At 60.1% G+C, this 12,955-nt stretch carries 10 protein-coding genes, 1 tRNA gene and 1 riboswitch; of the genes, 10 read left to right on the top strand and 1 reads right to left on the bottom strand.

The window, feature by feature from the left end:
- The first annotated feature begins 368 nt into the window (after positions 1-368).
- Positions 369-561, top strand: a riboswitch (FMN riboswitch).
- 5 nt (positions 562-566) lie between these two features.
- From DXB53_RS02220 to DXB53_RS02180, 9 genes are all read left to right on the top strand, one after another.
- Positions 567-1,157 carry an ECF transporter S component gene (locus tag DXB53_RS02220; RefSeq protein WP_117583127.1) on the top strand — a complete coding sequence of 197 codons (591 nt, stop codon included), beginning with the start codon at positions 567-569 and terminating at the stop codon, positions 1,155-1,157.
- Positions 1,154-3,058: an energy-coupling factor transporter ATPase gene (locus tag DXB53_RS02215; protein ID WP_117583126.1), complete on the top strand. Its 1,905-nt coding sequence runs from the start codon at positions 1,154-1,156 to the stop codon at positions 3,056-3,058. Before DXB53_RS02220 ends, DXB53_RS02215 begins: the two co-directional genes overlap by 4 nt.
- Entirely contained in the window at positions 3,058-3,858 is an 801-nt protein-coding gene (locus DXB53_RS02210) for an energy-coupling factor transporter transmembrane protein EcfT (protein ID WP_055252301.1), read from the top strand. The genes DXB53_RS02215 and DXB53_RS02210 overlap by 1 nt, the downstream gene beginning before the upstream one ends.
- 30 nt (positions 3,859-3,888) lie before the next feature.
- Positions 3,889-4,335, top strand: a complete 447-nt coding sequence (locus tag DXB53_RS02205; RefSeq protein WP_117563813.1) for a pyridoxamine 5'-phosphate oxidase family protein — start codon at positions 3,889-3,891, stop codon at positions 4,333-4,335.
- A gap of 51 nt (positions 4,336-4,386) precedes the next feature.
- Positions 4,387-4,797, top strand: coding sequence for a pyridoxamine 5'-phosphate oxidase family protein (locus DXB53_RS02200; protein WP_117583125.1), 411 nt, complete (start codon positions 4,387-4,389; stop codon positions 4,795-4,797).
- A 265-nt stretch (positions 4,798-5,062) separates the two neighbouring features.
- Positions 5,063-6,133 (top strand): N-acetyl-gamma-glutamyl-phosphate reductase, encoded by a 1,071-nt coding sequence (gene argC, locus DXB53_RS02195; RefSeq protein WP_117583124.1) that lies wholly within the window; start codon positions 5,063-5,065, stop codon positions 6,131-6,133.
- Positions 6,134-6,266: 133 nt separating this feature from the next.
- A complete protein-coding gene (gene argJ / locus DXB53_RS02190; RefSeq protein ID WP_199408861.1) occupies positions 6,267-7,535 on the top strand; it encodes a bifunctional glutamate N-acetyltransferase/amino-acid acetyltransferase ArgJ in 1,269 nt (422 codons plus the stop codon).
- Positions 7,536-7,616: 81 nt separating this feature from the next.
- The gene (gene argB / locus DXB53_RS02185; RefSeq protein WP_117583122.1) at positions 7,617-8,597 is read left to right on the top strand and encodes an acetylglutamate kinase; all 981 of its coding nucleotides are present in this window, start codon (positions 7,617-7,619) and stop codon (positions 8,595-8,597) included.
- A gap of 69 nt (positions 8,598-8,666) precedes the next feature.
- Positions 8,667-9,950 (top strand): aminotransferase class III-fold pyridoxal phosphate-dependent enzyme, encoded by a 1,284-nt coding sequence (locus DXB53_RS02180; protein WP_117583121.1) that lies wholly within the window; start codon positions 8,667-8,669, stop codon positions 9,948-9,950.
- A 796-nt stretch (positions 9,951-10,746) separates the two neighbouring features.
- On the opposite strand, the gene DXB53_RS02175 is transcribed toward DXB53_RS02180, so the two are convergent.
- Positions 10,747-10,822 (bottom strand) — tRNA-Val (locus DXB53_RS02175).
- Between the two features lie 187 nt (positions 10,823-11,009).
- On the opposite strand from DXB53_RS02175, the gene asnB reads away from it, so the two are divergent.
- A complete protein-coding gene (asnB, locus tag DXB53_RS02170) occupies positions 11,010-12,890 on the top strand; it encodes an asparagine synthase (glutamine-hydrolyzing) (RefSeq protein ID WP_117563808.1) in 1,881 nt (626 codons plus the stop codon).
- The last annotated feature ends 65 nt before the right edge of the window (positions 12,891-12,955 follow it).

The following is a 12,955-nucleotide window of genomic DNA, read 5'->3' as shown; positions in this document are numbered from 1 at the left end:
ATACGGGTGCATCATCGACGTCTTCAATACAGAAGATATCAGTGCGGAATGTTCCGGAGGGAAGCCCCCGTCACGCCCCCGGATTCCCTGCGTTTACGGCCTTGAGGTCGGCGTGGGCGGAGGACTTGGTTGTTGGGAATACGTGTCCCGGTCGCTGTTTCGCGGCTTTGCCGCGAAAGGCGCGCCGCTTTGGGGCGAGTGGAGGATGTGGTTGTTGCAGTGGCTTGTCCCCTTCGCTGTTTCGCGCTTTGCGCGAAAGGCGCGCTACTTTGGGATGGGTGGGGAACGTGGTTGTTGTGGCAACTGATCCCCACCACAAATTACCCTCGGCATACTTGCGCGAACGATTGCTCGTGCTACACTTGCAAGTGCTGTTTCAGGGCGGGGTGGAATTCCCCACTGGCGGTAAATCGGGCGGTGCCAAAGGGGTGCCGCGGAGCAGGCGAGGCGTCTGCGACCGAGCCGATGAGTCCGCGACCCGAGCGTGTGTTGGTTCGCATGCCGGCTGAACTGGTGAGATTCCAGTACCAACGGTTAGAGTCCGGATGAAAGAGGCAGGTGATCTTATGTCTGAACAGTCGCAGCATATCCATTTTGAGAACACGAATAGGTGGAGCACCAAACAGCTCGTTACCATGGCGCTGATGTGCGCCTTGGGCGCCCTGTTTATGTACGTGCAGCTGCCCATTCTTCCCTCGGCGCCGTTTTTGACGTATGACCCGTCGCTGGTGCCGGCGATGGTGTGCGGTTTTGCGTATAGCCCTGGCGCCGGCACTGCTGTTGCCGCCATGGCGATCGTTATCCATGCGCTCACCACGGGTGACTGGGTCGGCGCGCTTATGAACCTGGTTGCCACGCTGGGCTACATTCTGCCCGCGGCTATCGTCTACCAGAAGATGCATACCTATAAGGGTGCCGTGATTGGCCTAGCGCTCGGCGTCATTGCCGCTACGGCGTTGTCTATGGTCGCAAACCTTACCATTGGTGTTTGGTTCTGGTATGGCTCGGTCGATGTGATCGCCCCGCTCATGATTCCCGCCGTGCTGCCGTTCAACCTTATCAAGACTGTCCTTAACTCGGTATTGACGCTTGCAGTGTACAAGGCGGTCTCCAACCTCATCACGCCTAAAAAGGACCAGGTCAAAGGCCGCGCATGATTGAGTGTCGGGGCGTTTCCTTTAGCTATGACGGTGCCGTACCGGCACTCGACGGCGTCGATCTGAACATCGAGGACGGGGAGTTTTTCTGCATCCTCGGTGGCAATGGATCGGGCAAGTCGACGTTTGCCAAGCATCTGAATGCACTGTTGCAGCCCGATGCGGGCACGGTACGCATCAACGGCATGGATGCGTCCGACCCCGAGCTGGTCTACGACATTCGTTCGACCGCGGGCATGGTATTCCAAAATCCAGATGACCAGCTGGTGGCAACGCTTGTCGAAGATGACGTTGCGTTTGGTCCCGAAAACCTTGGCGTGCCATCGGCACAAATTGCGCAGCGGGTACGCGAGGCGCTGAAGGGCGTGGGCCTGGTGGGCTTTGAGCGCCACGAGACCCATGCGCTTTCGGGCGGTCAAAAGCAGCGTGTGGCGCTTGCCGGTGTGCTCGCCATGGAACCGCGCGTGCTCATATTGGACGAGGCTTCTTCAATGCTCGATCCGCGTGGACGCAAGGGCCTCATGAAGGCTTGCCACGCGTTGCACGATCGCGGCATGACCATCGTGATGATTACGCACTTTATGGAAGAGGCCGCCGAGGCCGATCGTGTCGCGGTATTTCGGGCGGGGCGCGTTGCCATGCTCGGTACGCCCGAGGAAATCTTGACACGGGCGGACGAACTTGCGCAGCTCAACTTGGATATGCCGGCGTCGTGCTGCTTGGGCACGGCGCTTCGTGCGAAGGGCGTGCCCGTTCATGCGCAGGTGCGCGAGGTGGATATGGTCGCCGAGATTGCGCAGGCATATGCCGACCGGAGTGGGGAAGACACCGCAGGGCGGCCTTCTGCATCCGATTCTCGTGTGCTCGACAACGCCTCCTCTGCAACCGACGGGACAGCCGCGTCGGAGCCCGTCATCGAGATTTCGCACCTCTCGCATAGTTACTCGCTGAGCGCCCGCGAGCGCCGCCGCTGGCATAAGCGCTCGGCCACTGCGGGCAAATCGAACAAACAGGCCCTCTGGGGAAACGACCCCAGCAGCCCGTGGGCGCTGCGCGATGTATCGCTGGCGGTGCGTCGCGGCGAGTTCCTGGGCTTGGCAGGTCATACCGGTTCGGGTAAGTCGACGCTGGTCCAGCATCTCAACGGTTTGATTCGCCCCCAGGAGGGATCCGTTCGCGCGCTGGGGCTCGATCTGTCAAACAAGAAAGACGCCGCTACGGTTAAGGCCAAGGTTGGCGTGGTGTTTCAGTATCCCGAGCGCCAGCTATTTGCCGAAACCGTGGCGCAGGACGTGGCGTTTGGTCCGCACAACCTTGGCCTGCCACAAGACGAGGTCGCACGCCGTGTCGCATCATCGCTTACGCGCGTGGGCCTCGATCTTTCCACGGTCGGCGACAAGAGTCCCTTTGAGCTTTCGGGCGGTCAGCAACGGCGTGTGGCATTCGCCGGCGTGCTCGCCATGGAGCCCGAAGTCCTGGTGCTCGATGAACCCATGGCGGGGCTCGATCCGGCTGCGCGCAGGGATTTCCTTGAGCTTATCGATCGACTTCACCGCGATGGCCTGACCGTTGTCATGGTTTCGCACAGCATGGATGACCTGGCCAATTGCTGCGACCGTATCGTCGTAATGAACGAAGGCGCGGTGTTTGCCGAGGGAACCCCCGCGCAGGTGTTTGCGCGTGCCGATGAGCTCAAGTCGATCGGCTTGGGCGTTCCCGCCGCCCAGCGTATGGCGCTGGCGCTTACGGAGGCGGGCGTGCCGCTGCGTCGCGGTGGGCTCTATACGGTTGAGTCGTTGGCCGACGAGTTGGCAGATTTGCTGATCGGTCGCTCAGACGGTCCTTCTAACGTCGCGGACATTGCTAAATCCAAGACGGTCGCGCGAGAGGAGGGCTGCTAATGGAGGCGTTTTCGTTTGGCAGCTACTATCCCGGCGATAGTGCGATCCACCGCCTGGACCCGCGAACTAAGTTGCTCTTGGGCTTTGTGTTTCTGATCACGACGCTCACGGTCAGCAGCTTCCGCGGACTGGCCCCGGTCGCAATCTTCGTTGTCCTGATCTATACCGTGTCCCGGGTGCCGTTGCGCCGGGTCCTATCATCGATGGCACCATTGCTGGCGATTGTCGTGGTGGTCGCAGTGCTCAACCTGTTTTCCGACCAGAGCGGGCGCATTCTGTGGCAGCTTGGCTTTTTGCAGATAAGCGAGGGCTCGCTGCATTCCGCCGCCTTTATGGCGTGCCGCCTGAGCTTGATGATGGCCGGCATGAGCGCCATTACGCTCACCACGCCTACGCTCGACCTCACCGCGGGCTTTGAGCGTCTGCTCGCACCGTTTGCGCGCGTGGGGCTCCCTGCGCATGAGCTCGGCATGATCATGGGCATCGCGTTGCGCTTTATGCCGCAGTTTGCCACCGAGATGAAGCAGACGGCGGACGCGCAGGCAAGCCGCGGTGCACGCGTAACGGGTGGCCCGCTCGGCGGCGTGCGTATGCTCGGCAGTGTGGCGATTCCACTGTTCACGGGCGTGTTCCGTCATGCCGAGACGTTGTCTGCCGCCATGGATGCACGCTGCTATCACGGCGAGCAGGGCCGCACGCGTCTGCATGCACTTGCATTTCGCCGCGGGGATGCGCTGGCTGCGGTTGTGACGATGCTGCTGTTTGCGTGTGTCATCGTCGTCAACCTTCAACTTGTTTAGGCGCGATTCGAGCGCAAGAAAGGGGTCCCTATGACCGACAACGACCGCACGGCTCAGCTTGAGCGCGCCTGTTCGTATCTCAGGCGCATTCCGGCGTGGTATCTGGCCACGACCGATGTGACCGACGGGCATCAGCCTCGCGTGAGGCCGTTTTCGTTTGCCATGGTCGATGACGGTAAGCTGTGGTTTTGCACGTCGCGCGACAAGGATGTGTGGGCGGAGCTGAGTGCGAATCCCAAGTTTGAGCTCTCGGGCTGGAAGCCGGGGGAATGTTGGATCGTGTTGACCGGCGAGGCCGCACTTGAGGACGACGCGGTTGCGAGCGACAAGGTGCGTCAAGCGGGTTTTAAGCACATGGTGGGCATCGGCGAGGAACACGAGAGTGCCAACGACGGCCGCCTTGCTTTCTTTTCGGTCCGCAACATTGCCGCGCGCTTCTGTGATATCGACGGCAGCGAGGAGCGCCTGGAGCTCTAGAGCGTCTCAAATTAACTACCCGTTCCGAATTAGCTAGCGCCAGGAGGACACATGGACGGATTGAATACGGTGTTGGAGTATCTGACGTCGGTGCCGGCATGGTATTTGGCGACGAGCGTTGACGGACAGCCTCATGTGCGTCCGTTTTCGTTTGCGCAGATCCAGGACGGCAAGCTGTGGTTTGTAACAGCGCGCACCAAAGATGTGTGGCAAGAGCTGCTGCAAAACCAGCGCTTTGAGGCCACGAGTTGGTGGCCGGGCCATGGCTGGCTCATCTTGCGCGGGCGTGCCGGCTTGGATGACCGGGCTTTAGGCGAAATGCGCGAAGCTGGGTGGAAGCATCTAGAGCGCCTGGGCGAGCACTATGAGGGGCCTAACGATCCCACGCTCGTCTTCTTTAGCGTGGAGGAACCCGAGGCCTTTATCTGCAACCATGACGAATGGGTGCCGGTCGAGCTCTAAACGAGTCTCTCAGCAAGCTTCGACAATTCAAATTCTCGCATGTAGCGGGCCCCACATTGCAACGTCACCGCAAGGCGCACTGGGCAATATGGGGTCCGTGTTTATTTGTCAACTCCTTTGAGTGAATGTGTCGTGACTGTTTCAATGCATGAATATGCAAAAGATTTGCGTATAAATGCATCTTCTGGTGCTAAAGTTTCAACCTACTTCATAACGACGGCTGCAGGATGCGTATTGGTGCATAACTGCAGACAAGGAGTCTGATATGTCTGTAAAGGTTGGAATCGTCGGTGCGGCTGGATATGCCGGCGCCGAGCTCATTCACCTCGTCCTCGGTCATCCCGAGTTTGAACTTGTTGCCATTACGTCCAACGCCGATGCCGGCCAGCCGCTGTCTGCGGTGTACCCGAGCTTCACCGGCGTAAGCGATCTTGCCTTTACGACGCATGATGCCCCCGAGCTCAAGAACTGCGACGCGGTCTTTTTGGCCGTGCCGCACACGGCCGCCATGGCACAGGTGCCCGCCTTGCTTGCCGCGGGAGTCTCCTGCATTGACCTCTCGGCCGACTATCGCCTGAGCGATCCGGCCACCTTTGAGGCCTGGTATGCCGCCGAGCACACGAGCCCCGAGCTACTCAAGAGCCGCGCCTTTGGTCTGCCCGAGCTATTCTGCCAGGATTTGGAGACCGCTGCATCCGACCACGCCGACGGCAAGCCCGTACTGGTCGCCTGCGCCGGTTGCTATCCCACCGCAACGAGCCTTGCCGCCGCGCCTGCCGTGCGCGCCGGCTGGGTTGCCCAGAGCGGACCCGTGATCGTTGACGCTATCAGCGGTGTAACGGGTGCCGGTAAGTCCTGCAACGCCCGTACGCGTTTTTGCAGTGCAGACGAGAACCTGGAGGCCTATGGCGCAGGAAAACATCGCCATACGCCCGAGATCGAGCAGATTCTTGGCCTAGCCGACCACATCGTTTTCACCCCGCACCTGGCACCGCTCAAGCGCGGTCTGCTCTCTACGGTGACGATGCCGCTTACGCCGCAGGCTATCGATACCTTGACCCTTGAGGATGTCGTCGACCATTACAGACAGTTCTACGCCGGTCGCACCTTTGTGCGCGTGCTCGATGCCGGCGAGCAGCCCAAGACGGCCTCGGTCGTCGGCACCAATGCTGCCCAGATCGGCCTTGCACTCAACAAGCGCGCGGGCGTGCTGGTGGCGACGGGAGCGATCGACAATCTGTGCAAGGGTGCTGCCGGTCAGGCGGTCCAGTGCGCCAACATCGTCTTTGGTTTTGACGAGCGACGAGGCTTGCCCACAGTGGCGTGCCCGGTGTAGCACATTCGATTGTTAACGATTTGGTAGTCGGGCATCGAGTGGGGCGCCACTCTTAAGCTGGTCTCATGATTGTGGCTGGCATGGCGCACCAACCGATGCCCTTTTTTGTTTGACATAAGGAGTCATAAAGACGATGAATACCGAGCTGTTTGATATCAAGATTCGCGCCGTCGAGGGTGGCGTTACGGCTGCGGCTGGTTTTAAAGCTGCAGGCATCCACGCTGGGTTCCGCAAGAATCCCGAGCGCCTGGATTACGCGCTCGTCGTGCCCGATAAACCCTGTCCCGGTGCCGGCGTGTTTACCACCAATCGCTTTTGCGCGGCGCCCGTGCAGGTGAGCCGTGCCCACCTGGGCGGTGCCGACAAGGGCTACGGTATCATCGCCGGCGTTTCGGTCAACTCTGGCAATGCCAACGCCGCCACGGGTGAGACCGGTCTTGCCTGCGCGCGCGAGACCTGCAACATCGCCTCGCAGGTCATCGGCTGCGAGCCCCAGCAGATTCTGATTGCCTCCACGGGTGTGATTGGCCAGATTCTGCCGATCGACACGTTTGAGACCGCCATTCCTGCTGCCTACGAGGCGCTCTCCGCCCACGGTGGCGCCGATGCCGCTCGCGCCATCATGACGACCGACACGCACTCCAAGGAGTACGCCGTGTCCTACGTCAGTGAGGCTGCGGGTCATGCGAGCAATGTCTATACGGTAGGCGGAATGTGCAAGGGCTCGGGTATGATCATGCCCAACATGGCCACCATGATCGCAGCTATCACCACCGATGCCCCCGTCGAGCCGGCGGCACTTCATGCCCTGCTGCTCTCGACCGTCAAGCAGACCTTTAACAAGGTAACGGTCGATTCCGACACCTCGACCAACGACACCTGCATCATGCTTGCCTCCGGTGCCGCTGCCGCAGATGCCGAGCCTATCGTCGAGGGCTCCGATGCTTTTGACGAGTTGGCATTTGCCGTGCACGAGGTGTGCGAGAGCCTGGCGCGCAATATTGCCGCCGATGGTGAGGGCGCATCCAAGCTTGTTACAGTCAACGTTACCGGCGCCGTGAACGACGAGGAGGCCGATATCGCCGCCCGTGCCGTTGCCAACTCGCCGCTCGTTAAGACCTGCATCGCCGGCCACGACTGCAACTGGGGCCGCGTTGCTATGGCGCTTGGCAAGTGCGGCGTGAAGTTTAATCAGGAAGACGTTTCCATCGACATGATGGGCATGCCTGTCTGTCGCGACGGTCTGACTGTTCCCTTTGACGAGGACGAGGCTCTACGACGTTTCGAGGCGCCCGAGATCGTGATCTCGGCCGACCTGGGCGCAGGCGACGCGGCAACGACCGTGTGGACCTGCGACCTCACGCATGAGTACATCTCCATCAACGGCGACTACCGTTCCTAGATTCCGGGCACGCTGCGCATCTTGCCGCGATTGCGGACAGCGGAGCACGGCGCGATAACGATATGAAAGACGAGGCAGATTATGAAATTCGCACGCGATTGTCGTTCGAGCGAATCCAACGAAGCAACCGCGCAGCTGCTGTTCGAAGCGCTGCCGTGGATTAAGAACCTGACCGGCAAGACGGTTGTTATCAAATATGGCGGAGCCGCCATGGTTGATGAGCAGCTGCGCCGCGACGTGATGAGCGACATCGTTTTGCTCAAGATCATCGGTATGCGCCCCGTCATCGTGCACGGCGGCGGCAAGGCTATTAACGAGGCGCTGAGCCATTACGATATTCCCGTCGAGTTTAAGAACGGCCAGCGCGTGACCACGCCGGCGACGATGGATATCGTGCGCGAGGTGCTGGGCGGCAAGGTTAACCAGGAGCTGGTTGCTGCCATCAACCACCACGGCAACCTGGCCGTGGGCGTGTCGGGCAGCGATGCCGGCACGCTCATCGCCGAGCCGCTCGACCCCGAACTCGGCCGCGTAGGCAAGGTCACGCACGTTAACACCGACTATATCGAGCGCCTGCTCGATAGCGAGTACATCCCCGTCATCGCTACCGTCGCGGCGGGGGAGGACGGCGGTTTCTTCAACATCAACGCCGATACCGCCGCCGGTGCCGTTGCGGCGGCGCTGCATGCGCATAAGGCGATCTTTTTGACCGACGTCGACGGCCTGTACAAGGACTTTAGCGATAAAGACTCACTCATCTCCAACCTAACGCTCGACGAGGTTAACGAAATGCTCTACGGCGGCGAGGTCGATAAGGGCATGATTCCCAAGCTGCGTGCGGCCGTCGATGCGCTTGCCGGCGGCGTATTTCGCGCTCACATCATCAACGGCACCACGCCGCATTCGCTGCTGCTGGAGCTGCTGACCGATGCCGGCGTCGGTACCGTGATCCATTCCACCGAGACGGCTTACGAGTTCGATACGCATCCGCATCCGCTTTCGACGTTTGCTGCGCGTCTGACCGAGAACCTCGACGAGGTCGAGAAGCTTCAGACGGTCTAACTGACTCGCAGCCGCCCCATTCCTGCACCCATAGGCCTGCGCCGTCTGGCGCCCAACGAAAGGCATCCCATGTCACTTGCAGCTCAGCAATCGCTTGAATCCCATTACGTTATGCATACCTTTGGCCGCTCTCCGGTCGAGTTTGTCGAGGGTCACGGCATGAAGCTCACCGGCGACGATGGTCGTGAGTACCTCGACTTTCTTGCCGGCATCGGCGTGTGCAGCCTAGGTCATGGCGACCCGGCTGTGCTCTCGGCGCTCGAGGCACAGACCAAAAAGCTCATGCATGTCTCCAATTACTTCTACATCGAGCAGCGTGGACAGGTCGCGGCGCTGCTGTCCAAGCTTGCCAACGACGACTTAGATGGTGCACGCGTGCTTGCCGATGCCATTGCCGCCGGCGATGAGACCACGGCAGCTGCTCTTGGTGCCCCGGCTGCGGATGAGCAGGTTTGGGAGACCTTCTTTGCCAACTCCGGCGCCGAGGCCAACGAGGGCTCGATGAAGCTCGCGCGCCTGTACGCCAAGCGTGCCGGTAACGGCGGCAACACTATCGTGTGCATGCGCGGCGGCTTCCACGGCCGTACGCTCGAGACCATTGCCGCCACCATGCAGGATTGGCTGCAGGATAGTTTCCGCCCGCTGCCGGGTGGCTTTGTGGCCTGCACGCCCAACGATATCGATGAACTGCGTGCGATCTTTAAGCAGCTGGGGAGCGAAATTTGTGCCGTGATGCTCGAGCCGATCCAGGGCGAGAGCGGTGTGCACCCCATGACCGAGGAGTTTATGGCGGCAGCGCGCGACCTGGCACACGAAGTGGGCGCCGTGCTTATCGCCGACGAGGTCCAGTGCGGCATCTTCCGCTCCGGCAAGCCGTTTGCATTCCAAGCCTATGGCGTGGAACCCGACATCATGAGCCTTGCCAAGGGCATTGCTGATGGCGTGCCCATGGGTGCCGTCGTGGCAAAGAAGGAGATTGCCGACGTGTTTAAGCCGGGCGACCACGGCTCGACGTTTGGCGGTAGCTGCTTGGCCATCGCGGCGTGTGCCGCGACGCTCTCCGCACTCGTGCGCGGCGATTATGCCGACCACGCTGCCAAGGTAGGCGCCTATATGGAGGCAAAGCTCGCCAAGCTGCCGAACGTGACCGAGGTGCGTGGCCGCGGCTTGATGCTCGGCTGCGATCTGGACGATACTGCGGGTGATGCACACGACGTTGTGGCCCGTGCATTGGGGGCTGGTGCCGTGATTAACGCTACGGGTGCCCATACGCTGCGTTTCCTGCCGCCGCTCGTCTGCGAGGAATCCGACGTGGACAGTCTGATCGAGATCCTGTCGGACGTTTTGGCCTAACACAGCGAAATAACTTAACTTTGACCGGGTTCCGGACTGCGGACGTGCCCTATGTGGCATGATTCAGCGGTCTGGAGCCCGTTTTGCCTTAGATTTGCTAAGGCGGGGAGACCTGCTGGTCAAAAAACATCAAATATGAGTACTGTTATCGATTTGGTAGCAGCAATTTTGGACTAATAAGGCCAGATAGCTAGTCGAAATGGCGATGAATGTACGATTTTGATCCAATTATTAGTCCTTATAATGGACATATGTTGCGTAACTTAAGCAAATACTATCTTTTGATATGTTGTAAGCAAGGTAGCAGTACTCATTTTTGCCATTTTCTGGCCACGGCCTTTGTGACAGACGTGCTGGCGGGTTCGAATCCCATGCACTGGGCACAAAAAAGAAAGGCCTCCATCGCTGGAGGCCTAACAATTCAGTGGTGGGCGATGAGGGATGTCCGCGTGCGGCCGGCGCCGCCCGCGCCCCGCTTCGCCGCTCCGCTCCTCGCGTGCTGCGCTGGAAAACGCTTGCGCGTTTCCTCAGCTCCGCACCCTGGCGGGTTCGAACCCCATGCGCTGGGCCCAAAAAAGAAAGGCCCCCATAGCTGGGAGCCTATCAAATCAGTGGTGGGCGATGAGGGATGTCGCGTGCGGCTGACGCCGCCCGCTTTCGCTTCGGGCCTGCGGCCCTCGCGTGCTGCGCTGGAAAACGTTTCGCGTTTCCTCAGCTTCGCACCCTGTCGGGTTCGAATCCCATGCGCTGGGCCCAAACAAAAACGGTCCCCTTGCGAGGACCGTTTCCAATTCAATGGTGGGCGATGAGGGATTCGAACCCCCAGCCTTGTGCGTGTAAAGCACCTGCGCTAACCGTTGCGCCAATCGCCCGTGCGGAGAGAGTATAGCAAAACAATCGCCTCATTCACCTCATATCCATTAAAGGTAACCGACGCGTGTCACAGCGGAGCTGATTCAGTTGAGATTGCCTGAACATTCCGCCCCTCTTTACGCCCTCGGGTATACTCAAAAGCTACTGATTCGATTTGATGCCCAGCAACAGCAGAGGGGATAGTATATGTGCGGTTTTGTCGGTTTTGTCGGTGGGACGGATAACCAATCCGAGGTGCTCACCAAGATGATGGACCGCATCGTCCATCGTGGTCCCGACATGGGCGGTCAGTTTATCGACGGCCGCGTTGCCCTCGGCTTCCGCCGCTTGTCGATCCTCGACCTGACCGAGGCTGGCGCCCAACCTATGGCCAACGAGGACGGTAGCGTCGTCATTGTCTTCAACGGCGAGATCTACAACTTCCAAGAACTCCGTTCCGAGCTCGAGGCCAAGGGCTACAAGTTCCACTGCGGCGCCGACACCGAGAGCCTTCTGCACGGCTACGAGGAGTGGGGCGAGGCAGTACTCGATCGCTTGCGCGGTATGTACGCCTTCGTCATCTGGGACAAGAAGAAGAACAAGCTTTTTGGCGCCCGTGATATCTTTGGCATCAAGCCGCTCTACTACTATCCCATGGCCGATGCGGGCGACGGCGCTCCGGGCGTGCTCTTTGGTTCCGAGATCAAGAGCTTCCTGGACTACCCGCACTTCCACAAGGCGGTCAACAAAAAGGCCCTGCGTCCGTACATGACGCTGCAGTATTCGGCGACTGAGGAGACCTTCTTCGAGGGTGTCTACAAGCTGCCGCCGGCGCACTACTTTACCGTCGATATTCCGACCGGCAAGATGAACATCGAGCGCTACTGGGATTGCGATTACTCTGCCGTCGAGAAGCCGTTCGAGGAGTACGTCGACGAGCTGGACGAGGTCGTGCACGAGAGCGTCGAGGCCCATCGCATCGCCGACGTCAAGGTCGCGTCGTTCCTCTCCGGCGGCGTCGACTCCAGCTACATCGCCGCTTGCCTCATGCCCGACAAGACCTTCTCGGTGGGCTTTGACTACAAGAACTTCAACGAGACCAACTACGCCAAGGAACTTTCTGACAAGCTCGGCGTCGAGAATGTCCGCAAGATGATAACCGCCGACGAGTTCTTCGGTGCGCTCGAGGACATCCAGTATCACATGGACGAGCCGCAGTCCAACCTGTCTTCCGTGCCGCTGTGGTTCTTGGCCGAGATGGCCCGCAAGGACGTCACCGTCGTGCTTTCGGGCGAAGGCGCCGACGAACTCTTTGGCGGCTACGCCTACTACGAGGACACGGTCCCAGTCCGCAAGTACAAAAAGATGGTGCCGCTGCCCATCCGTCGCGCGCTCGGTAACCTGGCGCTGCATATGCCGTACTTCAAGGGACATAACTTCCTGGTCAAGGGTGCCGAGATCCCCGAGAAGTCGTTCCTGGGACAGGCTCTGGTATGGCCGGAGCGCGAGGTCGACGGCGTGCTCAAGCCCGAGTACAACACCGGCGATGGCGCCTTCGAGCTTGCCGCTCCCATCTATGCGCGCGTGAAAGGTCAGCCCGAGCTGGTCAAGAAGCAGTACCTGGACATGAACATGTGGCTCCCGGGCGACATTCTGCTCAAGGCCGACAAGATGTGCATGGCGCACTCGCTGGAGCTGCGCGTGCCCTTCCTGGACCGCAAAGTCATGGAGTTCGCCGAGCATATTCCCGACCGCTACCGCATCAACGAGAACGGCAACAAACAGGTACTCCGCCACGCTGCCAACAAGTCGCTGCCCGATGAGTGGGCCACCCGTCCCAAGGTGGGCTTCCCGGTGCCGATTGTCTACTGGCTGCGCGAGCAAAAGTGGTACGACTATGTCAAGGAGTACTTCACCGCGCCGTGGGCAAGCGAGTTCTTCGATACCGACGAGCTCATGCACCTGCTCGATCTGCACTTTGCGGGCAAGGGCGATTTCCAGCGCAAGATCTATACGCCGCTCGTGTTCCTGGTGTGGTACAAGCGCTTCTTTATCGACGAGGACCAGCCCGCTGTTCAGGCTGCCTAGCCTCGGCTTACGAACGCCTGCGCGTAACGGCTCCTCCGGGAGCCGTTTTTGCGTGGGTGCGTTTC

Origin of the sequence: Collinsella sp. OM04-5, from assembly GCF_003439125.1 — a bacterium.
Taxonomy (GTDB): domain Bacteria; phylum Actinomycetota; class Coriobacteriia; order Coriobacteriales; family Coriobacteriaceae; genus Collinsella.
This window is presented reverse-complemented; position numbering and strand designations above follow the sequence as displayed.

Bases quoted from the DNA above. Each gene is read 5' to 3' on its own strand.
- DXB53_RS02220 (WP_117583127.1), top strand. From the start codon at position 567: ATGTCTGAACAGTCGCAGCATATCCATTTTGAGAACACGAATAGGTGG.
- DXB53_RS02215 (WP_117583126.1), top strand. From the start codon at position 1,154: ATGATTGAGTGTCGGGGCGTTTCCTTTAGCTATGACGGTGCCGTACCG.
- DXB53_RS02210 (WP_055252301.1), top strand. From the start codon at position 3,058: ATGGAGGCGTTTTCGTTTGGCAGCTACTATCCCGGCGATAGTGCGATC.
- DXB53_RS02205 (WP_117563813.1), top strand. From the start codon at position 3,889: ATGACCGACAACGACCGCACGGCTCAGCTTGAGCGCGCCTGTTCGTAT.
- DXB53_RS02200 (WP_117583125.1), top strand. From the start codon at position 4,387: ATGGACGGATTGAATACGGTGTTGGAGTATCTGACGTCGGTGCCGGCA.
- argC (WP_117583124.1), top strand. From the start codon at position 5,063: ATGTCTGTAAAGGTTGGAATCGTCGGTGCGGCTGGATATGCCGGCGCC.
- argJ (WP_199408861.1), top strand. From the start codon at position 6,267: ATGAATACCGAGCTGTTTGATATCAAGATTCGCGCCGTCGAGGGTGGC.
- argB (WP_117583122.1), top strand. From the start codon at position 7,617: ATGAAATTCGCACGCGATTGTCGTTCGAGCGAATCCAACGAAGCAACC.
- DXB53_RS02180 (WP_117583121.1), top strand. From the start codon at position 8,667: ATGTCACTTGCAGCTCAGCAATCGCTTGAATCCCATTACGTTATGCAT.
- asnB (WP_117563808.1), top strand. From the start codon at position 11,010: ATGTGCGGTTTTGTCGGTTTTGTCGGTGGGACGGATAACCAATCCGAG.